The sequence below is a fragment of the Amycolatopsis sp. 2-15 genome (assembly GCF_030285625.1).
In the GTDB taxonomy this organism is placed as follows: Bacteria; Actinomycetota; Actinomycetes; order Mycobacteriales; family Pseudonocardiaceae; genus Amycolatopsis; species Amycolatopsis carbonis.
In genome coordinates, this window is record NZ_CP127294.1 from 6,934,044 (window position 1) to 6,958,438 (window position 24,395).

24 protein-coding genes and 1 pseudogene are annotated in these 24,395 nt (G+C 72.2%); 11 read left to right on the forward strand and 14 right to left on the reverse strand.

Annotation, left to right across the window (positions count from 1 at the left end; translation table 11 throughout):
• Positions 1-565: 565 nt before the first annotated feature.
• The 8 genes from QRX50_RS34325 to QRX50_RS34360 all read right to left on the reverse strand — a co-directional run bounded on the left by QRX50_RS34325 (position 566) and on the right by QRX50_RS34360 (position 8,589).
• Positions 566-1,012: a hypothetical protein gene (locus QRX50_RS34325; RefSeq protein ID WP_285967264.1), complete on the reverse strand. Its 447-nt coding sequence runs from the start codon at positions 1,010-1,012 to the stop codon at positions 566-568.
• A 116-nt stretch (positions 1,013-1,128) separates the two neighbouring features.
• Positions 1,129-2,880 (reverse strand): ATP-dependent acyl-CoA ligase, encoded by a 1,752-nt coding sequence (locus QRX50_RS34330; RefSeq protein WP_285967265.1) that lies wholly within the window; start codon positions 2,878-2,880, stop codon positions 1,129-1,131.
• A complete protein-coding gene (locus QRX50_RS34335; protein ID WP_285967266.1) occupies positions 2,877-4,001 on the reverse strand; it encodes a thiolase family protein in 1,125 nt (374 codons plus the stop codon). Before QRX50_RS34335 ends, QRX50_RS34330 begins: the two co-directional genes overlap by 4 nt.
• The gene (locus QRX50_RS34340; RefSeq protein ID WP_285967267.1) at positions 3,998-5,332 is read right to left on the reverse strand and encodes an MFS transporter; all 1,335 of its coding nucleotides are present in this window, start codon (positions 5,330-5,332) and stop codon (positions 3,998-4,000) included. The genes QRX50_RS34335 and QRX50_RS34340 overlap by 4 nt, the downstream gene beginning before the upstream one ends.
• 92 nt (positions 5,333-5,424) lie before the next feature.
• Positions 5,425-6,204, reverse strand: a complete 780-nt coding sequence (locus tag QRX50_RS34345; protein WP_285967268.1) for an IclR family transcriptional regulator — start codon at positions 6,202-6,204, stop codon at positions 5,425-5,427.
• A 79-nt stretch (positions 6,205-6,283) separates the two neighbouring features.
• A complete protein-coding gene (locus QRX50_RS34350; RefSeq protein ID WP_285967269.1) occupies positions 6,284-7,906 on the reverse strand; it encodes a phytoene desaturase family protein in 1,623 nt (540 codons plus the stop codon).
• 25 nt (positions 7,907-7,931) lie between these two features.
• Entirely contained in the window at positions 7,932-8,231 is a 300-nt protein-coding gene (locus QRX50_RS34355) for a hypothetical protein (protein ID WP_285967270.1), read from the reverse strand.
• Between the two features lie 199 nt (positions 8,232-8,430).
• Positions 8,431-8,589, reverse strand: coding sequence for a hypothetical protein (locus tag QRX50_RS34360; RefSeq protein ID WP_285967271.1), 159 nt, complete (start codon positions 8,587-8,589; stop codon positions 8,431-8,433).
• Positions 8,590-8,719: 130 nt separating this feature from the next.
• Here QRX50_RS34360 and QRX50_RS34365 point away from each other — a divergent pair, with 130 nt between their 5' ends.
• Together QRX50_RS34365 and QRX50_RS34370 are read left to right on the forward strand one after the other, a co-directional pair.
• A complete protein-coding gene (locus tag QRX50_RS34365; RefSeq protein WP_285967272.1) occupies positions 8,720-9,823 on the forward strand; it encodes an LLM class flavin-dependent oxidoreductase in 1,104 nt (367 codons plus the stop codon).
• 24 nt (positions 9,824-9,847) lie between these two features.
• The gene (locus QRX50_RS34370; RefSeq protein ID WP_285967273.1) at positions 9,848-10,831 is read left to right on the forward strand and encodes a helix-turn-helix transcriptional regulator; all 984 of its coding nucleotides are present in this window, start codon (positions 9,848-9,850) and stop codon (positions 10,829-10,831) included.
• Positions 10,832-10,849: 18 nt separating this feature from the next.
• Here QRX50_RS34370 and QRX50_RS49910 read toward each other — a convergent pair whose 3' ends face one another.
• The 6 genes and pseudogenes from QRX50_RS49910 to QRX50_RS34395 form a co-directional block, all read right to left on the reverse strand.
• Positions 10,850-11,425, reverse strand: a complete 576-nt coding sequence (locus QRX50_RS49910; protein WP_353074021.1) for an LLM class flavin-dependent oxidoreductase — start codon at positions 11,423-11,425, stop codon at positions 10,850-10,852.
• Between the two features lie 82 nt (positions 11,426-11,507).
• Positions 11,508-11,813 (reverse strand): annotated as a pseudogene (locus tag QRX50_RS49915) (MsnO8 family LLM class oxidoreductase); the annotation flags it as partial.
• A 267-nt stretch (positions 11,814-12,080) separates the two neighbouring features.
• On the reverse strand, positions 12,081-12,401 hold the full coding sequence (locus tag QRX50_RS34380; RefSeq protein ID WP_285967274.1) for a putative quinol monooxygenase: 321 nt from the start codon (positions 12,399-12,401) through the stop codon (positions 12,081-12,083).
• Between the two features lie 67 nt (positions 12,402-12,468).
• Complete coding sequence (locus tag QRX50_RS34385; RefSeq protein WP_285967275.1) at positions 12,469-13,494, reverse strand: NAD(P)-dependent alcohol dehydrogenase; 1,026 nt, start codon at positions 13,492-13,494, stop codon at positions 12,469-12,471.
• The gene (locus QRX50_RS34390; protein WP_285967276.1) at positions 13,491-14,243 is read right to left on the reverse strand and encodes an iron-sulfur cluster assembly protein; all 753 of its coding nucleotides are present in this window, start codon (positions 14,241-14,243) and stop codon (positions 13,491-13,493) included. The genes QRX50_RS34385 and QRX50_RS34390 overlap by 4 nt, the downstream gene beginning before the upstream one ends.
• Positions 14,243-15,268 (reverse strand): amidohydrolase family protein, encoded by a 1,026-nt coding sequence (locus tag QRX50_RS34395; protein ID WP_285967277.1) that lies wholly within the window; start codon positions 15,266-15,268, stop codon positions 14,243-14,245. Before QRX50_RS34395 ends, QRX50_RS34390 begins: the two co-directional genes overlap by 1 nt.
• Before the next feature lie 196 nt (positions 15,269-15,464).
• On the opposite strand from QRX50_RS34395, the gene QRX50_RS34400 reads away from it, so the two are divergent.
• The 9 genes from QRX50_RS34400 to QRX50_RS34440 all read left to right on the forward strand — a co-directional run bounded on the left by QRX50_RS34400 (position 15,465) and on the right by QRX50_RS34440 (position 24,348).
• Entirely contained in the window at positions 15,465-16,892 is a 1,428-nt protein-coding gene (locus QRX50_RS34400) for an AAA-type ATPase lid domain-containing protein (protein WP_285967278.1), read from the forward strand.
• Positions 16,893-16,948: 56 nt separating this feature from the next.
• Complete coding sequence (locus QRX50_RS34405; RefSeq protein WP_285967279.1) at positions 16,949-17,356, forward strand: YkvA family protein; 408 nt, start codon at positions 16,949-16,951, stop codon at positions 17,354-17,356.
• 137 nt (positions 17,357-17,493) lie between these two features.
• On the forward strand, positions 17,494-18,315 hold the full coding sequence (locus QRX50_RS34410) for a nuclear transport factor 2 family protein (RefSeq protein WP_285967280.1): 822 nt from the start codon (positions 17,494-17,496) through the stop codon (positions 18,313-18,315).
• A 149-nt stretch (positions 18,316-18,464) separates the two neighbouring features.
• The gene (locus tag QRX50_RS34415; RefSeq protein ID WP_285967281.1) at positions 18,465-19,001 is read left to right on the forward strand and encodes a hypothetical protein; all 537 of its coding nucleotides are present in this window, start codon (positions 18,465-18,467) and stop codon (positions 18,999-19,001) included.
• Between the two features lie 327 nt (positions 19,002-19,328).
• Entirely contained in the window at positions 19,329-19,952 is a 624-nt protein-coding gene (locus tag QRX50_RS34420; RefSeq protein WP_285967282.1) for a TetR/AcrR family transcriptional regulator, read from the forward strand.
• An 88-nt stretch (positions 19,953-20,040) separates the two neighbouring features.
• Complete coding sequence (locus QRX50_RS34425) at positions 20,041-21,090, forward strand: TIGR03619 family F420-dependent LLM class oxidoreductase (protein ID WP_285967283.1); 1,050 nt, start codon at positions 20,041-20,043, stop codon at positions 21,088-21,090.
• Between the two features lie 164 nt (positions 21,091-21,254).
• Positions 21,255-23,351: a hypothetical protein gene (locus QRX50_RS34430; protein ID WP_285967284.1), complete on the forward strand. Its 2,097-nt coding sequence runs from the start codon at positions 21,255-21,257 to the stop codon at positions 23,349-23,351.
• Complete coding sequence (locus QRX50_RS34435; protein WP_285967285.1) at positions 23,279-23,836, forward strand: hypothetical protein; 558 nt, start codon at positions 23,279-23,281, stop codon at positions 23,834-23,836. The genes QRX50_RS34430 and QRX50_RS34435 overlap by 73 nt, the downstream gene beginning before the upstream one ends.
• Entirely contained in the window at positions 23,833-24,348 is a 516-nt protein-coding gene (locus QRX50_RS34440; RefSeq protein ID WP_285967286.1) for an amidohydrolase family protein, read from the forward strand. The genes QRX50_RS34435 and QRX50_RS34440 overlap by 4 nt, the downstream gene beginning before the upstream one ends.
• The last annotated feature ends 47 nt before the right edge of the window (positions 24,349-24,395 follow it).

Below are 24,395 nucleotides of genomic sequence, written 5' to 3' on the forward strand. Positions count from 1 at the left end.
GCCCTACGCCAACGTCTTCCCCGACGGGCGGAGCCTGCGCGTCCACGACGACCACGCGACAACGCTCGAAGGCCTCGCCGCCCATTCGCCGGCGGACGCCGAGGGGTTCGAGCGCCTGTACTCGGTGTACCAGCGGTTCGCGCCGCACCTGTTCGCGCTCGGCGCTGCCGTCGAAAGCGGCTGTCCGAGAGGCCGCGCGGCTGGTCCGCGAGCAGGGGGTGGGCGGTGCGCTCGACCTGGCCCGGACACTGCTGATGAGCACCCGCGAGCTCGGCGAAACCTGGTTCGACCCGCGAAGCCCAGGCGATGGCCGCGTGCTGGGGCCTGCACCTCGACTTCGCCCCCGACGTCAGCGGGGGTGCGATGTTCCCGCTGCTGGAGCTGTTCGCCGACCTGGACAACGGCATGTCCGTCGTCGAAGGCGGCGCGCGGCGGCGCCCGGACGCGCTCGAACTTCCGCTACGGCCCCGCCACGCTCATGCTCCACCTCGCCCTCGACGGCCTTCTCCCCTGGGCCACCGGCGAAGACCTCGCCGGGTTCGGTTACGTCCACGCCGCTGACGGCTCACGCCCGGTCCTTGTTCACCACGCGCAGCACCAGCCACTGGTCGAACCACGCGCCCACGGTCGTCACCACGAGCATGACCAGGCCGAGGATCAGGTGGGTGTAGCTGTGCAGCGGGGCGACGCTGTCGGTCAGCCGCGTGAGGCCGAGCTGCACGAGCAGCCGCGCCACGAACAGCGTCGCCACCAGGCCCAGCGCCTGCTTGCGGCGCCACACCGCGCGCAGCAGCTGCCGTCGCCGCGCGAGCATCGTGGACCACAGGACCACGTGGACCGCGAGCACGACGAGCGGCAGCAGCGCCACCCACGGGTACCGGTCCTGGAACTGCACGGTGAGGTCCCCGCTCGCCGCGAGCAGCCCCACGAGCACGAAGTACCACGCGGGCAGCCCGGTGATCCTGCCCTCCGGAAGCCGCAGCGCCTCGGGGATGAAGTCCGTCTTCAGCATCGGGATCTCCTTCGTGTGCCGATGCGTCGAGACTCCCGGAACCGGCGCCGGCGAAGATCGACCGCGCGGACGAACCTCGGCCGCCGTCTCATACCTGCGGAGGAGACGCGCGCGGTTCACCGCCGGAGCCGGTAGCCCACCGCCTCGCGGTCCCACGTGCCGTCACTCACGCCTCGGGAGCGCAGGACGGCCTTGCGCACCTTGCCGTTCTCGGTCAGCGGCAACGCGGCCACGAGGTCGACGTACCGCGGGATCGCGAAGTACGACAGCCGCGGTTCGCACCACTGGACGAGCTCCAGCGGCGTCACCTCGGCCCGGGTGACGACCGCGGCCATCACCTCGTCCTCGGCCAGCTCCGACGGCACGGCGAACACCGCGACCGCCGCGACGGCGGGGTGCTCGCCCAAGACCTGCTCGACCTCCAGCGACGAGATGTTCTCGCCCCGGCGGCGGATGCTGTCCTTCACCCGGTCGACGAACCGCAGCCATCCGGCCCCGTCGCGCACCACGCGATCGCCGGTGTGGAACCACAGGTCGTGCCAGGACGCGGCCGTCGCGGCGGGGTTGCCGAAGTAGCCGGTCGCGAACGCGTACGGCAGGCGCGAGCGGCACAGCAGCTCCCCCGCTTCGCCGTCGGGGACGTCGAGCCCGGCCGCGTCGACCACGCGCGCCTCGTAGTCGGGCAGCACCACGCCCATCCAGCCCGGCCGCTGGGTCGAGGCGTGGGCGCCGACCATCATGTTGGTCTCGGTCGACGCGTAGCCCTCGATCAGCCGCACGCCGAACCGCGCGTGGAACTGCGCGTGGGACACGGGCGGGGTCGCCGGTGCCAGTGCGATCCGGACCCGGTGCCGGCTGTCCACTTCGGACTCGGGCGCGGCCAGGAGCATCTGCACCATGGCGCCGAGGACGTAGGTCACCGTCGCTCCGCACGCGGCCGCCTCGGCCCAGTAGCGCGACACGGAGAACTTCGCGCCGAACACGATGCGGGCGCCGGTCAGCAGAGCCTGGAAGAACGCGGTGAGCGCGTTGATGTGGAACAGCGGCAGGCACGTGTAGAGCACGTCGTCCGCGGCGAGCTCCAGGCATTCGCCGACCCCGACGCCGAACCAGAAGAACTGGGCGTGCGGGCAGCACACGCCCTTGGGCAGCCCCGTGGTGCCGGATGTGTACAGGATGGCCAGCGTGTCACCGGGTGCGGCGTCGACCGGCGGCACGGCGTCGGCGAGCACGGGGTGGTCCGGACCGTCGAGCACCCAGACCTGCGCCAGCGTCTCGGGCACGTCGAGGTGCTCCAGCGCGGTGACGAGGTGCGGCTCGGCGACGAGCACCCGCGCGCCGGAGTCGGCCAGCGTGTGCCGCAGGCCCGCGCCCCGCAGCGCGGTGTTCAGCGGTACGGCGACGGCCCCGAGCCACGCGCAGCCGAGCACGATTTCCAGCAGCTCCAACCGGTTCCCGCACAGCAGCGCGACCCGGTCCCCGGCCACGACCCCGCGACGCTGGAGCATGCCCGCCGCCCGCGCCGCACGGTCCGCGGTGTCCCGGTAGGTCCACGTGACCTCGCCGCAGATGACCAGCGGCCGGTCCCCGTGCCGCTCGGCCTGCCGGGTCAGCAGCTTCGGCACGGTGCACGCGTCGGGCCACAGCGCCCGCAGCGGCTCCGACCGGTCCGGCAACCGGTGGGCCACCGGCACCCACGCCGTGCCGGGGCCCTCCGGTGCCGCGGTGACGCGGACGTCGGCGCCGGCTTCCTCGTCACCCTCGAGCCGGCCGACGACCACGGCCCCGGCGCTGGTGCGCAACGTCGCCACGCGGACGCCGTTCGCTTCGGTCACCTGCTCGACGCGTGCGGTCGGCGAGTCCGTCATCGTTTCCCCTCCAGGATCGCGGCGTTGGCGCAGGCGCCGTAGCGGTGCAGGACCATCCCGTAGCCGGTCACGAGCGCGTGCCGGGCGGCCGCCTGCCGCTCGCCCGCGCGCCCCAGCAGCTGCTGCACGGCCTCCACGAGCCCGTGCAGCCCGGCCGCGGCTCCGGCCTGGCCGGCCGAGAGCTGGCCGCCCGACGGGTTCAGCGGCCAGTGGTCGACGGCAAGGCGCTCGTGCAGCAACCGGCCCGGGTCGGGCGCGAGCCCGAGGTCCTGCAGCTGGGCCAGGGCCATCACCGGGTAGTCGTCGTAGACGCAGGCGAGGCCGACCTCGGCCGGCCCGAGCGCCGCGTCCGCCCACAGCCGGTCGGCGATCAGGTGGTGGCCGGTGTGCAGCCCGTCGCCCTGCTGCCCGTCGTGGTTGTGGCTCGCGCCGAACGCGCGCACCTCGGCCCGCGCGCCCCGCGCGGCGGCGGTGACGACCACGGCGTCGGCACCGGTCACCACCGGCACGCAGTCGTAGCGGCGCAGCGGTGCGGCGACGACGGGCGCCGCCAGGTACTCGTCGAGCCCGAGCGGGGCGCGGTAGACGGCCCCGGGGTTGCGGCCGGCCCACCACCGCTGCGAGATCGGCACCAGCGCGTAGTCCTCCTCCGTCAGCCCCGTGGCCAGCATGTGCCGCTGGGTGAGCATGGCGAACAGCGCGTTCGGCCCCGAAATACCCAGGGGCGTCAGGGTTTCCGCGGTGGCGCGGTTGTAGTTCGCGACGAGCTCGCGGAACGCCGCGCGGTCGAGGTGGTCGCCGGCGAGCAGGACCACGGTCCGGGCGTCACCGGCCTCGACCGCGCGCACCGCGTGCTGCAGCAGGTTGAGCGCGCTCGCGCCGCCGTGGGGGTCTTCCATGAGCCAGCGCAACCGCAGCCCGAGCCGCCAGGCCAGGTCGATCGCGTGGTCGGGCACGAGGGTGAAGCTGGCGACGCCGAGCCCGTCCACGTCGTCCGGCCGCAGACCGGCTTCGCGCAGGACCCCGTGGAACGCGGCGGTCAGCACGTGCTCGGTCGTCGTCCCCGCAGCCGCGTGCCGGGTGTAGGGGTGTTCGTACGCGGCGACGACGGCGGCGGTCATCGGGCGAGCTCGCTCGGCCGCGAGGGCTCGGGTGACCCGACGGCGTCGAGGTCGCGGCCCCGCGTTTCCGGCGCCCACGCGAGCGCGGCGACCGTCAGCAGCCCCAGCAAGCCGAGGTAGGCGGCGACCGGCCACCACGAACCGCTCCATGCGAGCAGCACCGTCGCGATGAGCGGGGACAGGCCGCCGGCGAGGACCGACGCGAGCTCGTGTCCGAGCGCGACCCCGCTGTAGCGCACGCCGCTGCCGAACAGCTCGCTGAAGAAGCTCGCCTGCGCGCCGATCATCGCGCCGTGGCACGCGGCGTTGGCCACCACGATGGCCAGCCACACCAGCCAGGTCTCCCGGGTGTGCAGCAACGCGAAGAACGGGGCGGCCCACACGATCATCGCGATCGCGCCGCCGAGGTACACCGGGCGCCGGCCCACCCGGTCGGTCAGGGCTCCCCACAACGGCATCGCGATCGCCTCGAGGAGCTCGCCGAGGATCACCCCGACCAGCGTCACCCACTGCGGAATGCCGATCTGGCTCGCGTACGTGAGCACGAAGACCAGGAAGATGTAGCTGCCGCCGTTCTCGGCGAGGCGGGCGCCGAAGGACACCACCACCGCGCGCGGGTGCTTGCGGATCGCGGCGAGCACGGGGAACCGCTCGGTCTCGTGGCGCCGCCGCACCTGGGCGAACGACTGCGTCTCCAGCACGTTCATCCGGATCACCAGCCCGACGACCATGAGCACGACCCCCACGAGGAACGGGATCCGCCAGCCCCAAGACTGGAACGCCTCCGCGCTCGTGGTCCCGCTCAGCAGCGCGAACACCGCGGCGCTGAGCACGAACCCGATGCTGACGCCGCTCTGGCCCAGCGCGGTCTGCATGCCGCGCCGCTTCGGGTCGGCGTTCTCGCTGATCAGCAGCACCCCGCCGCCCCACTCCCCGCCCACCGCGATGCCCTGGACGATCCGCAGCACGGTCAGCAGGATCGGTGCCCACAGCCCGATCTGCTGGTACGTCGGCAGCACGCCGACCAGCGCCGTCGTGAGGCCCATCAGCGTCAGCGTCGTCACAAGCATCGCGCGCCGCCCGATGCGGTCGCCGAAGTGGCCGAAGACGATGCCGCCGATGGGCCGCGCCGCGAAGCCGAGCGCGTAGGTGCCGAACGCGGCGATGGTGCCGGCGATCGGGTCCACGGCCGGGAAGAACAGCTTGTTGAACACGATCGCGGCGGCGGTGCCGTAGAGGAAGAAGTCGTACCACTCCAGGGCGTTGCCGACCAGGCCCGCCAGCACGACGCGGCGCATCGACTGCCGCGGTGGGTGAAGAGAGTCCGCCATTGGTCCTCCTCGGGTGCCGGGACGGCGCGCGTCCCGATGGGGAGCGGCCATGGTGCGCCGGCGCCGCGGCGCGCAGAAGGTCAACGGTCCAGTCAGCGGAACGCTTGTGCGTGGGCGCCGCGGAGCCGGCGCGTCAGGGCGGTGCAGGCGAGCTGCAGTGCGGCCGAGAACCGGCCGATGTCCAGCCGGTCACCCGGCGCCACGATGCTCAGGGCCGCGACCACCGTCGCATCGGACCAGACCGGGGCCGCGATGGCGCCGTAGCCCGGGGCCGGCTCGATGTGCGAAACCGCGTAGCCGCGGCGGCGGATCTCGGCGAGCTCGGCGCGCAACCGGGGCTCGTCGAGCGGTGGCTGCGTTTCGGGACCGGTCGTGGCGCACAGCTCGTCGACGCGCTCGGGCGGTCCGAACGCGAGAATCGCCTTGCCCGAAGCCGCGGAGTGCGGGGGAACGCGGCCGTCGAGCTGCGTGACGACCCGGCCGCGGCCCCGGCTGCCGACGTACTTCTCGGTGAACAGCATCCCGCTCCTTCCGGGCACGACCAGCAGCACGGTCTCCTGCGTGACGTGCGCCAGATCGTCGAGGAACGGCGCGGCGACCACGCGCAGCGAGCGGTGCGCGGGTGCGCGCTGGCCGAGCTCGTAGAGCCAGGTGCCGAGGCGGTAGCGGTGCCCGTCGCGTTCCAGCAGCTCGCATTCGACGAGCTCCTGCACGAGGCGGTGGACCGTCGCCTTCGGCAGGCCGCTGCGGCGGGCGAGCTCGCTGATCCCGAGCACGGACGAGCTCGCGTCGAACGACCGCAGGATCGCCCGTGCGCGGCGCAGCACCGCCTTCGCGGGCGGCGTGCCGAGAGGTTCACTGCCGGCCGCCATGCCGTCTCCCGCCTGCCGCCGTGACCGCTGATGCTAGGTCGGTTTCGCGGCCACCGCACCCGTCGTCGCGGGCCGACGCTCAGGAGCGGCGGCCCCTCAACCACGAGGTCAGCGTGGACTTCGCCGTCTCCGCCCGCGACGGGGTCGTGAGGCTCTGGGCGACGAGGTGGCCCGAGCCGCCGCCGAGCCCGGCGCCCGGGTGCGTCGACGCGCCGATGTGCCACAGGCCCGGCACCGGCGTGCGGTGGCGGGCCGCGCTGGGCAGGGGGCGCCACAGAAAGCTCTGGTCGACTTCGGCGGCGCCGCCGTACGGATCGCCGGCCACGGCGTTGACGTTCGCGGCTTCGAGGTCGGGCGGGGTGATCACGTCGACGGCCAGCACTTTCTCCCGCAGCCCGGGCGCGTGCCGCGCGATCCGGTCCAGCACGCGGTCGGCGTAGGCGGTGGCGAGCCGAGGCGTCCAGCCGCCGGTGACGTCGAGCTCCCCCGCCGCGTCGCCGACCGGGGCGAACGGCGTTTCCTGCAGCTGCAACCACAACGCGGCCGCGCCCTCGGGCACGCGTGACGGGTCGAGCAGGTACTGCTGGCCGACCACGATCGTCGGGCGGTCCGGCAGCAGGCCGGCTTCCGCCTGGGCGCAGGCGATGCCGGTACTGGCCGAGCCGTCGGAGACGTGGACGAGCGGGATCTCGCGCAGCCGCTCGTCGAGCCAGTCCAGCGGCGCGGAGAGGGCGACGTGGATCTGCAGCTCCGCGCGGCCGTAGCGAAAGCGCCGGGCCTCGTCGGTGACCTGCTCGGACACGGACCCGGCCGGCAGCAGCTCGCCGTACAGCGCCGTCGGCGTCACCGACACGACCACGGCCCGCGTGGCCCGCAGGGTCTCGCCGCCGGCCACGACACCGACCGCGCGCCCGCCCTCGACGAGGATGCGTTCGACCGGCGCGCCCGTGCGGATCTCCACCCCCCGGGCTTCGAGCAGTGACCGGAACGCCTCGACGAACCGGCCGGCTCCGCCCTCGACCACGGGCAGGCCGAACCCGTGCATGGTCGCGGCCAGCACCGGCACGAGGAACCCGCCCGAAGCCTGGTCGGGCGCCAAGCCCGCGTGCAGCAGCCACGGGATCCACAGGTGGTCGACCTCGGAGCCGGTGAACTCCCGCGCGCACCACGAACGGCCGCTGCTCACGAAGTCACGAACCCAGCGTTCGGTGCCCGTGCGGCCGAGGCCGCGCGCGAGCCCGCCGGCGTGCTTGACCACCAGAGGCGAGCGCAGTTCCGAGCCCATCAATCCGCCGACCGGGCCGGCGTGGTCCAGGAAATCCTGCAACGCCTTCAGGTACCGGGTGCGATCCTCGGCGTGCGCGAACTCAGCCGCCGTCTGCTCCGGGTCGCGGTGCGCGACCACCGCGTGGCCGTCGTCGCCGATGCTCGCGACGAGCGGACCGCCGGCGTTGCGGTAGCGGAGCCCGTGCCGGTGCAGCTCCTCCCCCAGTGCCGCGTAGGCCCCGCCCGAGACGAACAACGGGTGCCAGGACGAGAACGTGTCGTGCACGTAGCCCGGGAGCGTGCGTTCTTCACTCGTGATGAACCCGCCGAGCCGGTCGTTGCGCTCCACGAGCGTCACCGACCAGCCGGCGCCGGCCAGCTCGGCGGCCGCGACCAGGCCATTGACACCGCTGCCGACCACGATCGCGTCCGGCATCCGCTTTCCCTTCAGGCCGTCCTCATCACGACAGGTGGGCCCGCACCGAGTCCTGCTGCGAATCGGTCCAGCCCTTGCTCGCAGCGTAGGCGATCATCTTCCCGAACGCTTCCGTCCACTGTGGATCGTCACTCGGCCCTTCACCGCGCAGCCACGCCACCGACAGCCACGCGTAGCCCTCGGCCGCGGTGCCCGCCCCGGCCCCGCGCAACGCGGCGTCGACGTCAGTTTCGGTGACCCCCTCGGCTCGCTCGACCGACAGCGACGTCAGTTCCCCGGATTCGACCACCGTCGGTCGAAGCTCCGCACCGATGACGACCTTCACGCCTTCTCCTCCCGTGCCACCTGCTCCTACAGTGCCCGAGAAGCCCAAGGACGGGCCAGCATCCTCGCCGAGATCACAACTGAGCCTTCGCGTGCAGCCCGGCCACGAGCTCGTCGGCAGCGCGCTCGTCTTCCGCGGTGGCCACGACAGTCGACGACGCCTTGGTGTACGAACGCGTCAGCTCGAGGATCTCGATCGTCTAGTCGTCGAGGATCTGCCGGTGGCCCAGGGCTTCCACGGCCCGGTGTTCGGGATCGTCGTACCAGGCGCGCATGTGCTCCTCGGTCTCGAAGTACGCGATGGCCAGCTCCCGCCCGTCCGGCACGTCGAGCTTGCGCAGTGCGACGAATCCCGGCATCGACCGTCACAAGTACGCAATGTCGACAGTGCGCGATCCGGCCATTCCCCTCGCGTCCCGGATGGCCGCGGACCCGCGGCGGAGTGAGACTTCCGCACACCACATCGCCACCGCACCCCGAGGAGGGGCCATGGTCAAACCCGTCGCCGACGGCAAGGGGTTCAAGCTGGGGCTGTTCTCGGCCAACTGCTCGTCCGGGCTGGCCGTGACGAAGATCCCCGAGCGCTGGTCGGGCAGCTGGGAGGACAACCTGCGCCTGGCCGAGCTCGCCGACGCGGTCGGGATCGACTTCCTGCTGCCGATCGCGCGCTGGATCGGCTACGGCGGCGAGACCAACTTCCACGAGGGCGTGCTCGACCCGACCACGCTCGCGGCGGCGCTGCTCGCCCGCACCCGGCGGATCACGGTGTTCACCACCGTGCACACGGCGTTCAACCACCCCGTCGTGGTGGCCAAGCAGCTCGCCACCGCCGACCTCGTCGGCTCGGGCCGCGCGGGCATCAACATCGTCGCCGGCTGGAACGAGCCCGAGTACCGCGCGCTGGGCGCGGATCTGCCGGCCGAGCACGACGCCCGCTACGCCCTGGCACAGGAGTGGTGGGACGTCGTCCGCCGGATCTGGACCGAGGACGGCCGGTTCGACCACGAAGGCCGGTTTTTCAAGCTCGAGGGCGTCGAGGGGATGCCGAAGCCGCCCGACGGGCCGCTGCCGGTGCTCAACGCCGGCTCGTCGACGCAGGGCCGCGGCTTCGCGGCGCGCAACGCGGACGTCGCGTTCACCATCGTCGGCGGGCCGGAGGACGGCGCCGGGATCGTGCGGTCCGTCCGCGCGGAAGCGGAGCGCGACCACGGCCGCCAGGTCGGTGTGTTCACCCTAGGCCACGTCGTCTGCCGACCGACCCGCGCCGAAGCCGAGGAGTACTTGCGCTACTACGCCGACGAGCAGGCCGACTGGGCCGCCGTCGACAACCTCATGCGGCTGCAGGGCCTGCACGCGCAGTCCTTCACGCCGGAGATGCTGGCGACGTTCCGCGCGCGGTTCGCCGCCGGCCACGGCAGCTGCCCGCTGATCGGCACGCCCGACGAGGTCGCCGACCGGATCGCCGCGTTCCACGAGGCCGGGTTCGCCGGGATGACGCTGTCGTTCGTGGACTACGTGGGCGAGCTCGGCTACTTTGCCCAGGAAGTGCTGCCGCGCCTCGAGGCCCGCGGAATCCGGGCCCCCGCCGGCTGACGGGACACCAGAGGGGAGCCGCCGGTGACCACGGGATTACCGCCGAGCTCGGAAGACGGCACGCTGCTCGCGCCGTCCCTGCACTCCACCCGGCTCACCGACCTGCGCGACCGCGTGCAGGACGTGACGGTCGTGCACGAGATCGAGCCCCGCCGCGGCCGCCCCGACGGCACCGTCGCCGTGGCGGGGCTCGGCGCGCTGAACCTGGTCGTGGTCCGCTACGGCGCCCAGGTCACCGTGGACGCCTTCCCCACCCGCAACCGGTTCGCGCTCACCGTGCCGCTCGGCCCGATGTGGGTCTCGGCGCCCGAGGTCACCGGCAAAGTGCTCACATCCGGTTTCGCCCTGGCCGGCGACGCCCACACGGTCATGCGCCCCGACCCGCACGCCGGCGCCCTGGTGCTGTCCACGCGGATGTCGCGGGTCGAGGAGCACCTCGGCACCCTGCTGGGCCGCGCGCCGAGCACCGCGCTGCGGTTCCTGCCGCCGAACGCCCCGGCGGCGGGTCCGGCCGCGTTGCTCGACTCCGCGTGGCGCACCGCCTGCCTCGCCCTCGCCGACGCCCGTGCACCGCTCGGGCCGAGCGTGCTGCGGGCGCTGGAGGACCAGCTGCTCACCGCGATCTTGCTCGGCCTGCCGCACACGTCGTCGCCCGAGCTGCTCGACGGTCCCGCCGACGAGCCGGCCGACGTGGTCGAGCGGGCGCGCACGTGGCTGGAGGAGCACCACGCCGAACCGGTGACCGTCACCGACCTCGCCCGCGCGGCCGGCCTCGGGCCGCGCCAGCTGCAAGCGCACTTCCGCCGCCGGCTCGGCACCACGCCGACCGCGCTGCTGCGCGACATCCGGCTCGGAAGCGCGCACCGGGCCCTGCTCGGCGCCGACCGGACGGTGGCCGAGATCGCGCACTCCTGCGGGTTCACGCACCTGAGCCGGTTCGCGCAGGAGTACCGTGCGCGATTCGGCGAGCTCCCCTCGGAGACAGCCCACCGGCGACGGCCGGTCTGACCACAGTGGACCGTCGGCCTAGTCACTGTGCGCGGGCCGCAGGCGTTTCACGAGGTCCGCGACGAGCTCGTACGAATGCCGCCGGTCCCCGTGGTCATACACGGGCGTGGTGATCATCAGCTCGTGCGGGCCCATCCGGTCGAGCAGGCCCTGCAGCCGCTCCTGCACGGCCGGCGGCGAGCCCACTACCAGGTGGCCGCGCCGCACCTCGAGCTCCGCGCGGTCGGCCTCACTGTACGGGTGGGCGGCGGCCGTTTCGGGGTCCGGCAACAGAATCCGGCGGCCGTGGTGCCGGCTGAGGATTTTCAGCCGCTCGGGCCCCGCGAGCCACTCCGCCCGTTCGTCGGTGTCCGCCGCGATCACGGCCACGCTCAGCAGGGTCGGGAACACGGTGCTCTCGCGGTAGGCGAGCAGCGCTTCGACCGCGCCGCGGGCGTTGAGGTGATGGGCGAACGCGTAGGGCAACCCGAGCCCGGCGGCCACCCGCGCGCCGGCCGCGCTCGACCCGAGCACCCAGACCTCCGGCGTGTTGCCGACCGCGGGCACCGCGCGAACGGACCCGTCGCCGGCGAAGTAGCCCAGCAGCTCTTTCACTTGCTCCGCAAAGGTTTTCGCTGCGCGCTCCCGTTCGCTGCGCACCGCGTCCGCGGCGGCGCGGGGCCCCGCCGAGCGCCCGACCGAGCCCGAGGTCGATGCGGCCCGGGTGGAACGCCGCCAGCGTCCCGAACTGCTCGGCCACCACGATCGGCGCGTGGTTCGGCAGCAGCACCCCGCCGGCCCCCACGCGGATCCGGCTCGTCGCCGCCGCGAGCCGCCCCACGACCACCGCCGGCGCCGAGCCGGCGACGCCGCGCATGCCGTGGTGCTCGGGCACCCAGTAGCGGTGGTATCCGAGCCCGTCGGCGAGCACCGCGAGATCCACGGTTCGGCGCAGGGCCTCGGCCGCCGCGGACCCCGCCACGATCGGGGAAGTGTCGAGCACCGAGACGCGCGCCGGTCCTGCCTACCACGGACGCGCTCGCACCGCCGCTGCTGCTCAGCTCCTGCCATGGATCGCGGGCGCGGGCATGCCCGCGCCCGCCTGGTCGCCCGACGTACTGCGGGGCCCTGCCGGTCCCGACCACGGCGCGAGGTTACGGCGCTCAGTTCGATCGTCACAGACACGCCATCACCGAGCGAAAGGACGCCGCGCACGAAAACGGCGGCGCACCCGCCCAGGGGTGCACCGCCGCAGTCGTGTTCTGGTGCTTCAGCCGACCTTCATCTCACCCAGCTCCGACCAGGTGTCCTGGTCGAGGGTGGCGTTGATGATGTCCGGGGTCTTCTGCAGGTACTGCGGGAAGTCGGCCTGCGCCTTCTTGAAGTGGTCCGCGTTGACGTGCGCCGCGGCCGCGTCGTCGGCGAAAGCCTCCACGAGGACGTACTCGTTCGGGTCGTCGAGGCTGCGGGACCAGTCGAACCACTTGTTGCCCGGTTCGGCTCGCGTGGCCTCGGTGAACTCTCGCGAGAGCTCCGGCCACCGGTCCGCGTACTCCGGCTTGATCTGCCACTTCACGGTGATGAAGATCATCTGTTCCTCCTTCGTGCCCTCAGCAGCGTAGCGCCGCCGCGGGCGCGTCCGCTGTGGACGGCCGCGCTCACGGGACCAGGATCGCCCGCCCGCGGATGCGGCCGCCGTCGAGGTCGTCGAGGGCCTGCTGGAAGTTGTCCAGCGAGTACTTCGTGGTGTGCAGCTTCACCTTGTCCTGCGCGGCCAGCACCATCAGCTCGCACAGGTCGGTGTAGGAGCCGACGAGGTTCCCGATGAAGTTGATCTCCGTGGAGATCACGTCGATCGTCGGGATGTTGATGTTCTCGCCGTAGCCCACCACGTGGTAGTCGCCCGCGCGGCGCAGCATCGCCACGCCGTCGCGCGTCGCACCGCCCTCGCCGACGAAGTCGACCACGACCTCTGCGCCGTGGCCGCCCGTCAGCTCCTGCACGGCCGCCACGTGGCCGCCGTCGGCGACCACGCCGTGGTCCGCGCCGATCGACTCGGCCAGCTTCACCGCGTCGGCGTTGCGGTCGACCACGATCAGCTCGGCCGCGGTCATCGCCTTGAGCACCTGGATGCCGATGTGCCCGAGCCCGCCCGCGCCGATCACCACGCACTTGTCACCCGGGTGAAGGCGACGCGACGCCTTGGCCGCCGCGTGGTACGCCGTCAGACCGGCGTCGGCCAGCGCCGCGACGTCCGCGGGTTCCAGCGAGTCGTCGAGCTTGACCACGCTGCGCGCCGACGTCTTGAGCACCTGCGCGTAGCCGCCGGCGGTGTCGATGCCGGGGAACTGGCTGTTCTCGCAGTGCACGTCGTCGCCGCGCCGGCACGCGGGGCACAGCCCGCACGTGATCAGCGGGTGCACGATCACCTTGTCGCCCTCGGCCACGTTCGTGACGGCGGAACCCACGGCCTGCACCCAGCCCGCGTTCTCGTGCCCGATCGTGTAAGGCAAGGTGACGCCGGACTTCTCCGCCCACTGCCCCTCGATGATGTGGAGGTCGGTACGGCACACGCCCGCCCCGCCGATGCGCACGAGCACGTCGTGCGGCCCGGTCACCTCGGGTTCGGGAACGTCGGTCATGCGCAGCTTCTCGTCGTACCCGACGACCTGGACAGCCTTCACGAAGCTCGTGCCTCCTCACCGGCGACAGCCGAAACGGACGGATCGTGCGGCCGGGTCGTCTGGTCGGTCTCCGACCCGGGGTAACGCGTGCGGAGCAGGCCGCGGCAGAAGTGCGCGTTGCCGTCGATCGAGATCCGGATCGACCGGGCGAACCGCAGCCGCAGCGGGACCTCTTCTCGCGGGTAGGGCTCGCCGTGCTCGTCGACGAGCACCGGTTCACCCGGCTCGACACTCAGGCCGAGCGCCGCCCGCCGCCGCAGCAGCGCGTCGGTCGTGCGGCCCGCGGGCAGGCCGCCGAGCGTCACGTCGTGCAGATCCTCTTCAGGCAGTGCCGGATTCGCGCGCAGCAGGCCCGTCAGCGCCCGCTCCATGGCGGCCGTGTGGGCCTTGCGCCGGAAGGTGAGCCGCAGCTCGTCGAGGTCCTTCTCGGCCTCGGAGCCGAACGTGCCGAGGTACCCGGCGTCGGCGGCGAGGCCGCGGTTGATCAGGTCGGAGTCGTGGTGGTCGTCGAGCTGCACGACCACGCGCCGCTCGCCGGCCACGGCGGTGAGCACGTCCTTCGCGTCCGAAGCCATGAGGTACGCGAAGTTGGGCGAGCAGAACGAGGTCGGCAGCCGCAGGTGCACGGTGAGCTCGCCGTCGACGGCGGCCACGGAACGCACGAACCCCAGATCGGTGATGGGTTCGTCGAGCTCCGGGTCGTAGACCGAGTCGAGCGCACTGCGCGCCAGCTGTTCGAGATCGGGCATCAGGCAACCGCCGCCGCTTCGGCCTTCGCGTCCGCGGGCGGGTTCTTCACCTGCAGCTCCGCGGGCACCGGGATGTCGTACATGGCCGCGGCGTTGAGGCCCAGGATCTTCTTCTTGATGTCCGTGGTGAGCGGCGCGTACTCGGTCATGTCCTCGGGGATCTGGAAGTCCACGAACTTCTCGACGAGCCACTTCGGCGTCCAGATCGCGTAGTCGCTGGAGAACTGGATGCGGTTCTCGTCGAGCCAGTAGAGCAGCTCGCCGATGATCTGCGCGAAGTAGCGCGGTCGCGTGTGGATGAACGGCATCGCGACGGCGAGGCCGGCGTGCACGTTGGGCTCCTGCGTGGCGATCCAGCAGAAGTCCTCCAGCCGGGGCAGGCCGCAGTGCTCGATCACGAAGTTGAGGTCGGTGAAGTCGGTGGCGACCTTGTCCACGTCCGCGACGTCGAACGCGTCGCGGTCCAGGGGCCGGATGGTCGGGCCCTTGTGGATGTGGATGTTCTTGATCCCCAGCTCCTGCGCGGCCTCCAGGTAGCGGTAGCTCCACTTGTCGTCGAGCTTCCAGCCGCGCGAGTCGCCGAACCACTCGGCCGTGTAAAGCTTGGCTCCCTTGAGGTTGAAGCGCTTGGCGTCCTCCCGCAGCTGCTTGAGGCCGTCCTCGCCGAAGCGCGGGTCCCAGCAGTGGTTGTAGGTGAGCTTGTCGGGGTGCTTCTGCGTCAGCGCGAACGCCTCGTCGGTCTGCCCGAAGTTGTTGTTGTAGAAGGCGGGCAGGGCCGCGGGCTGGAAGATGGCGTGGTCCACGTACCCGTCGGTGAACAGGTCCTTCATCAGCTTCTCGCCGCCGTAGTAGAGGTAGTCCTCGTACGGCCACACCTCGGACTCGGGGCTGAGGTTGCGGTGGTAGTCGTAGAAGCAGTCGATGAACTGTTTGCCGTGGATGTTGCGCTGGTTCTCCGGCCGCGCGTCCCAGAGCGCGACGTGCGCGTCGAGGATGAAGTACTTCTCGCCGTCCTTGCTGTACATGGGCTTTCCTCCGCATTCGTGACCACATCGGCACGTCAAGACCGGAACTTAGGGCGATCATTGCCGGTCGGGGTGGGCCTTGCTGTCTCGATTTGAGACACGAGAGTGCGGCGGCGGCTACCCTGGGTCTTCTAGCCTTACCCAAGCCGGACGCACAATCGGCCGAGACGCAGTGTGGCGTCTCCCGGGAGGTGGCATGACACGCGGTGACGGGCTCGAGCCCCGCGGCGACACCACGCCGAGGCTGCGGGCGTCGTGGCAGCGCAGCGCGCGCTACGGGGTGCCCGACGACGAGGTGAAACCCGTGTTCACGGCCACGGTCGACACGGGTTCCCTGCTGTTCGAATGCGGCGACGAGGTGCTGCGCGGCCTGCACGCGACGCTGGCCGACGAACCCATCAGCCTGATGCTCACCGACAGCGAAGGCCTGGTGCTCAGCCGGCTGTGCGGCGACCCGGGGATGACCCGGTCGCTGGATCGGGTGCACCTCGCACCGGGGTTCTCCTACGCCGAGAGCAACGCCGGCACCAACGGCCTCGCCCTGGCGCTGGCCGACCGCACGCCGTCGCTGGTCCGCGCGGGTGAGCACTACTGCACCAGCCTGCGCGGCTACACGTGCGCCGCCGTGCCCGTGCTCGACCCGATCACGGGCGCGCTGGCGGGCAGCGTGAACCTCACGACGTGGTCCGAGCAGTCGTCGGGCCTGCTGCTCGCGCTGGCCCAGACCGCCGCCGGGCACACCACCTCGCTCATGCTCGCGCGCGCCTCGGGCCGCCGCCCGCGCCCCGCTCCGCGCGGCGAGGTCTTCCGCGTGTACGCCGACCGCATCGACCCGCCGGAGCTCTCGGCCGCGTGGCAGCACGCGCTGCTGGAGGCGATGGACACGATGGGCCGCGGCCGCACGGTCGCCGTGGTCGGTGAGCCGGGCGCCGGCAAGACGGCGCTGGCCGCGCTGGCCCGCCGCGAGCTGCACCCGCGCGAGCGCGTGCTCAACGCGCGGCCGCCCGCGCCCGACGACGTGGACGCATGGCTCGCGATGTGGTCGCCGGAGGTCGGCAAGGCCGACACCTGCGTGATCGTCTCCGGCGTCGACGCCCTGCCCGCCTGGGCCGCCGGCGAGCTGGCCGCGCGCTTCACCGGTCACCCGACCGGTTTCGTCCTGACCGCTTCGGATTCCGCGGCGATCCCGAAGCCGCTGATGTCTTTTGTGGACACCGTCGTCGAACTCCCGCCCCTACGCCTGCGGCCCGACGACATCCTCCCGCTGGCCCACCACTTCGCCCACCGCGCTCGCGGCCGCGCCGTCTCGTTCACCCCGGCCGCCGCCCGGGCGCTGGCGACCCACGACTGGCCCGAGAACGCCAAGCAGCTCCGGCGCGTCGTCGCCGAGGCCGCCGCCCGCGCGGACACCGTCGACACGCACCACCTGCCGCCGGAGGTGTTCACGACCACGGGCCACCGGCTCAGCCGCCTGCAGGCGATGGAACGCGACGAGATCGTGCGCTGCCTCGCCCAGCCTGGCGCCACCGTCGTCCGCGCGGCCGCCGAGCTCGGCATGGGCCGCGCGACGATCTACCGGAAGATGGCGCAGTACGGAATCAAGAACCGGCAGCTACGTTCCTGAACGGCGCTTCCGTAGCATCAGGCCATGATGGCAAACCTCGGTCCCGGCCCGAGCCGGTGACCGGCTCGTTCTGGTGGGACCTGCTGATCGGGCTCGCCGGCGGGCTGCTGCTGCTGTGGCTCGCCCTCGTGGCCGTGCTCGCCGTGGCCCGCCCGCGCGGTGACCTGCTGCGGGAGGCGCTGCGCCTGCTCCCCGACGTCCTGCGGCTGATCCGCCGCCTGGCCACCGACCGCGACCTCCCCCGCGGCGTACGGGTACGGCTAGCTCTGCTGCTGGTGTACCTTGCGCTGCCGATCGACCTGATCCCGGACTTCATCCCGGTGCTCGGCTACGCGGACGACGCCATCGTCGTCACCCTGGTGCTGCGCAGTGTCGTGCGCCGCGCCGGGATCGACGCCGTGCGCGCCCGCTGGCCCGGCACCGAAGACGGGTTCGCCGGTCTGACGCGGTTGACCGGCCTCTGATCCGGACGAGTGCACCTGCCGCGCCGTATAGGGCGTTATACGCCGGGTGAAGTCGGCCCTCCGGGACTGTCGCCGCGGCGCCGGACACGGCAGGGTGGGGGCCGGGTGTCCGCTCGGGAGAAGGAGCGTGGGTCGAGATGCCGTGGTTCCCGGACTTCGTCAACGCCGCCGAGCTGGCACGCAAGCAGACCCGCGTCCAGGGGCACGAGGATCCCGTCGGGCAGTTCTTCGCGGCGCTGACCGGCGGCGACGCGCAAACGCTCGAGACGGTCTGGCCCGGCGAGATCGCGGTGTTCGACCCGCGGGCCGGGGAGATCCGCGGCCGCAAGGAGCTGCGGCACTTCGTCCACGTGAACCAGGTCTGGCTGGGCGAGCAGCACGCCCGCGCGGAGACGATCGCGACCACGCGCGTCGGCGGGCGCGCCGTGGTCGAGCTGCTGGCGTGGCTCGGCGGCGACGGGCACGAGGTGGCCTGGCCGGTGGCTGTGGTCGCCGAGTCGGCCAACGAGCGGTCCGTGGTCTTCCGCACCTACTGCAGCCAGTGGCCGGTCGACGGGCACCGGCACCTGCGCCCGCCGATCCTGGCGTCCGCCGACACCCCGCTCGGCGACGTCGTCGGCCACTACCTCGCGGCGCTGGCGGCCGGCGACGCCGACGCGATCGTCGGCACCTTCTCCCCCACCGGCTACCTGCGCGAGCCCATCGGCACGCACACCCAGCACACCGGCCCCGACGAGCTGCGCGAGTTCTTCACGAAGACGTTCGCCGCCGGCGGTGTCCACCTGGAACCGTGCGTGGTCACCGACGACAGCGTGCGCTGCGTCCTCGAGTACAACTGCGTGGCGTGGGGCCGGCACGACGTGGCGCCGCAGGCCGGGGTGTGCGTGTTCGACCGCGGTCCGGACGGGCTGCTCAGCGCGGTCCGCGTGTACGACGACATCGAGGCGCCGGCCGCGTGAGCGCGCCGGATCACGCCCTCCCGGGCCGGTGACCACAGCCCGCGTACGCACGCCGTAGTACGTCGAAGTACCGCAGCTCGACGGACGACGCCCGCCCGCCTCGCCCCGACGATGGACGCACAGCACGGGCCATCGACGGAGGAGGCGGCATGGCGACCGGACAGGGGTGGCGGCTCGGCGCGCGCACCCGGAAGTGGTACCTGGTCGGGCATCTCGTGTCCGCGGCGGCGTGGTTCGGTCTCGACCTCGCACTGGGGATCCTCGCGTGCACGGCACTGCTGACCGGCGACCCGGCCGTGACCGCGACCTCGTTGCGGGCACTGGAGTTCTTCGCGGTGTGGCCGATGTTCGCCGCGAGCGTGCTGACGCTCACCACCGGGGTCGTGCTCGGACTGGGCAGCAAGTACGGCCTGGTCCGGTACTGGTGGGTCGCCGCGAAACTGGCGGTGAACGTGCTCATGACGGTGCTCATCCTGGCTTCCCTGCGACCGGGGATCAACGCGGCCGCCGACTACGGCCGGGCGCTGATGGCCGGCGAAACTGCGGCGCGCCCGTCGGATCTGCTGTACCCGGTGTTCGTGGCGCCGAGCCTGCTGCTGTTCTCCTATTTGCTGACGGTGTTCAAACCGTGGGGTCTCCTCCGGCGCGGTTCGGCCGGGAAAACACTCGCCCACGACGGAGCGTGAACGGAAAGGGCGGCGGGGGCACGAAAGCGTGCAAGATCGTTTTCGAGCGAGGCGTGGTCCGGGTTTCCTGTTAGCGTCGATCACGAAGGGCCGGATGGCCGACCGGGATCGACAGGAGGAAATGACCATGTTTCGCCTTCGCCGGATTCTCGGCCACGTCGTGAGCGGATTCGCCACCGCCGGCTTGTGCGTGAGCGGTCTCGCGGTCGCCGAAGCCTGACCTTCGCCATTCGCCGCGATTCTTTTCGCGAAAAGGAATCGCATTTTGTCCGCACCCGCGGTGACCACGAAACCCGCCGCCGGTCGCCTGCAGTACCGTGACGGTCCGTGACTCCCGAGAAGCCACTGACCGCGCGCCAGGCCGCCGCCGAGCAGACCCGGCGCAAGCTGCTCGAAGCCGCGCTCGCGGAGTTCTCGCGGCGGCCGTACGCCGAGGTGACCGTCAGCGACATCGCGCGCGCCGCCGGCGTGGCCCACGGGCTGGTGTCGCACCACTTCCAGGGCAAGCAGGGCGCGTACGTCGCCGCCGTGGCCGAGGTCTACGAGCAGCTGCGCGAGGCGGAGGAGGCCGAGCAGCCGGCGGCGGTGCCCGAGCGGATCCGGGCGCGCTTTCGTGGGTTCGTCACCTTCCTCGCCGCACACCCCGACCTGGCGTTGAACCTGGTCCTCATCGGTGGCCGGGACGAGGCGTTCGCCGGCCTCCGCAGCCGGAACCTGCGGGTGCTCGCCGGGCTGCTCGGCCTCGATCCGGACCGCCCCGCCGTGGCCGCGGCACTGCGCTCGTTCGCCGACGGCGCCGAACGCCTGACAGCCGACTGGCTGCGGGACGACCGCCCGTTCGAGCTCCCCGCGCTGGTGGAGGCGTTCTGCGCCCTGCTCGCCGGCGCCCTGCGCGGCGCGCACGAGCTGGACCCCGCCCTCGACGTGACGAAGGCACTCGCCCGCCTATAGCGCGCAGATGGTTTCACTCTCAACCAGTTTCGGTGTACGCTGATCATTGATTGACAGTCAATGATCGATGGTCAGCAAGGAGACCTGGATGAGGCTCGGCGTAACGCTGCCGCAGAACTGGAAGTTCGACCCCCGCACCGACCTGGTCCGCGGCGCCCGCAAGGCCGAGGAGCTCGGCTACGACAGCGTGTGGGTGGCCGAACGGGTGCTCTACCCGCAGGACCAGACAGGAATCCACCGGCTCACCGAGTACGGCGACGGCGCCTGGCCCGACGTCTATCGCAAGGTGCTCGACCCGATCGTGGCGATGACGATGGCCGCGACCGTCACCTCGCGGGTCCGGATCGGCGCTTCGGTGCTCCTGCCGCCGCTGCACCTGCCCTACCGGCTGGCGAACTCGCTCGCCGCCATCGGTGCGATCAGCGGCGGGCGGGTGGTCGCGGGGCTCGGCACCGGGTGGTCCGTGGACGAGTTCGCCGCCACCGCGCCCCGGCCCATGGCCGAGCGCGGCGCCGCCCTGGAGGAGTTCCTCGACGTGGCCGACGCGGTCTGGGGCCCGGACCCGGCGTCGTTCGAGAACGAGCGCTACACGTTGTGGCCGGCCGAAACCGGCCCCAAACCGGCCGAGCGGATCCCCGTGTTCCTCGGCGGCTGGTCCCCCAAGCCGCTCGAGCGCATCGCCCGCCGCGCCGACGGCTGGCTCCCGGTCATGGTGCCGCCCGCTCAGGTCGCCTCGACGCTGACCGACCTGCGCAAGCGGGCCGAGGAGCACGGCCGCGATCCGCAGGCGATCCGCTGCATCGCGATCATCGCGCTCGGCGGCGAGTTCGTGCGCGTGGAGACCGCGGATCGTCCGCCGTACCAGGGCAGCATCGAGCAGATCCTCGGTGACGTCGCCGAACTGGGCGCCGCGGGCGTCGAGGAAGCGCTCACGCTGCCGAACATCTCGCGCGACATCGAGGAGTACAGCGACCTGCTCGCCGAGTTCCACGCGGCGTTCGGCGCGGCCGGGATCTGGCCACCGGGCTTTCGACGCCACCCCGGACGCCCCACCGGCCGGGACGTCCGGGCAAGGCGGCTGCTCTGTTCGTGTCGTTCCGTGGTCGAGCGTTCACTCACGGCACGACTTCGGTACTAGGGTCCGGTTCGATCTTGCGTCGAGGTGGAGGTGGGGCTCGGTGACGGTCAACAGGCGGGGATTCCTGACCGGCGTGGCGGGTGCGGTCGGGGCCGTGGGCCTCGGCACCGCGGACGCCGGACCGGCGGTGGCCGAGCCCCGCGCGGGTCAGCCGCTCGCCGCAGGTGTCCCCGGACGGCCGCCAGGTCGCCCTCGACCTGCTCGGCGTCCTGTGGCTCGTGCCGGCGCGGGGCGGGCAGGCCAGGCGCCTGACCGGCGACCTTTTCGACATCGCGATGCCGACGTGGTCGCCGGACAGCTCCACGCTGGTGTTCCAGTCCTACCGTGAAGGCAGCTTCGACCTCTGGACGATCCGGGCCGACGGCACCGGTCTGCGCCGCCTCACGAGCGGGCCGTTCGACCACCGGGAACCCGTTTTTTCGCCGGACGGCGAGAAAATCGCCTACTCGTCCGACGCGCCGGGCAGCTACGGCATCCACGTGCTGGACGTCGCGTCGGGGCGGGCCACGCTCGTCACCGAGACGCCCGACGAGGAGTACGAACCGGCGTGGTCGCCGGACGGGAGCAAGCTCGCCTTCGTCGCGGCCGGGACGAGGATCGACGTCGTCACGGTCGCCGGCGGCGCCCGCAGCACGTTCGCCACCGAGCCGGGCACGGTGCTGCACAGTCCGATGTGGACACCGGATGGCGGCGACCTCGTCTACGCGCGTTACTCCGGCGGCGTGCCACCGGTCGCGGTCGGCGTCGCCGAGCTGATGCGGGGCGGGAAACCGCTGTTCACCGGCGAAGACGTCTTCCCGTTCCGAGTCTCGTGGCTGAGCGCCGACGAGTACCTCTACACCGCCGACGGCGCGCTGCGGCGGCGCAGCCTCAGCGGCGGCACGGCGACGGACGTGCCGTTCACCGCTCCCGTCACGGTCGCGAAGGGCCCGGTGCACGCGCGGCCGCGTGACTTCACCTCGACGAAGCCGAATCCGGTGCTCGGCATCGGGAGCCCCGTGCTCTCGCCCGACGGCCGCAGGGTCGCTTTCCGGGCGCTCAACGACATCCAGGTGATGGAGCTCGGCCGGCCGCCGCGTCCGTTGACCGGCGACGGCTGGTGGAAGAGCGATCCCGCGTGGTCACCCGACGGCGCGAAGCTGGCGTACTCCACCGACCGCGCCGGCACGCTCGACCTCTGGATCCGCGACCTGAAGACCGGGCAGGACCGGCAGCTGACGAACCTGCCCGACCTCGCCGCCGTGTCGGGCACCTGGTCCCCCGACGGCGCCGAGATCGCGTTCCTCGACCAGACGGGTGCGCTGCACACCGTCGACGTCGCGACGGGCGCGGTCCGGCAGATCTTCACCGCGACGTTCGAGCCCGGGCGCCCGACGTGGTCGGCCGACGGCAAGGTGATCGCGCTGGCCGCGGTGAAGCCGTTCTCCTCACGCTACCGCGAGGGGCTGAGCAAGATCCTGCTGGTGAACGTCGCGACCGGCCAGGGCCGCTACGTCGACCCGATGCCGGACCGCTCGCTGCAGACCCGCGGTGACGACGGGCCGGTGTGGTCGCCGGACGGGCGGCGGATGGCGTTCGTGGTGGCCAGCGTCCTGTGGGTGGTGGACGTGCACGCGGACGGCACTTTCGCCGGGAAACCGCGGCAGATCACCGACGAGGTCACCGCCGCGCCGAGCTGGAGCGGCGACTCGCGCACACTGCTGTACCTCAACAACGGCCGGCTGCGGCTCGTCGCGGCTTCGGGCGGGAAGCCACGCACCGTGCCGACGAACCTGACCTGGACCAACGCCCGCAGCCGTGGCCGCGTGGTCGTGCGCGCCGGCCGGATGTGGGACGGCACCTCGCGCACGCTGCGGTCCGATGTGGACATCGTGGTCGACGGCGGGCGCGTCACCGCCGTGGAACCGGCGGGCAGCGGGCTCGACGGCACCGTCGTCGACGCACGTGACGGCGTGGTCGTGCCCGGGATGATCGACATGCACAACCACCGCCAGATGCAGGGTTACGGCTACGGGGACCGCCAGGGCCGGCTGTGGCTTTCGCTCGGGTTCACCACGACCCCTCCCCCGGCAGCCCGGCCTACCACATGGTGGAGGAACGCGAGTCGATCCAGTCCGGGGCGCGGCTCGGGCCGCGGTACTTCGCGACCGGCGAGGCTATCGACGGTTCGCGCATCTATTACAACTTCATGCGCCCGACGTTCGACGAGCGCCAGCTGGAGCTCGAACTCGAGCGCGCCGAGAAGCTCGACTACGAACTGATGAAGGCCTACGTCCGGCTCAGCCCCGAAATGCACCGGCGCGTGATCGACTGGGCCCACGCGCGGCGGCTGCCCGTGACCTCGCATTACCACCACCCGGCGCTCGCGTTCGGCGGCGACGGCATGGAACACATGGGCGCCACCAACCGCCTCGGCTACTCGCGCACGGTGTCGCTGCTCGGCTCCGGCTACGACGACGTGGTGGAGCCCTTCGTCCGCCGCGGCGCCGCGCGCACACCCACGCTGTTCGCCGCCAGCGCGCTGTTCCGGGACGACACCAGCCTCGTGACCGACCGCCGCGTGCGCACGCTCTACCCGGCGTGGGAATACACCTCGCTGCGGAAGTCCGTCACCGCCGCGAAATCCGCCGACCAGACCGCACTGCTCGACAACCTGCGGCGCCAGGTCGCCCAGGCCGCCGCCATCCTGCGCGGCGGCGGGCGCGTCATCACGGCACCGACTCCCCCATCGACCACACCGCCGTGAGCACACACATGAACCTGCGCGCGATGGTCAAGTACGGCTTCACCCCGTACGAAGCCCTGACCACGGCGACGAGCATCGCCGGCGAAGTGCTGGGCGAACCACTGGGCCGGATTGCCCGCGGCCACTACGCCGACCTCGTCGTCCTCGGCGCCGACCCGCTCACCGACATCACCGCCGCGGCCGACGTCCGGCAGACCCTCGTGGCCGGTCGTGTGCACCCGGTGGACGACCTGCTGGCGCCCTTCGCGTCGGCCTCGACCTCGGCCGCGACCAAGGCCGCGGTCAACCGCCGGCTCGCCCCGGCCCCCGGCCATCCCGCCAACGCCGCCTTCTGGTGGCACGACCCGCATTACGTCGCCGCGGCCGCACGTCGTGCTGCAGCGGGCACTAGAGCCTGTCTCCGAACCGACGACCAAGGTCCACCACACGAGCCCCGCCACCTCGGCGACCTCGAGTCCATAGCAAAAGGATCTTCGATGGGGAAGATCTATTACTCGACCCCGATGTGTTGATACGGTCACCGCCGCCACAAGCACGCGATGTACCACGGGTCTTTCGT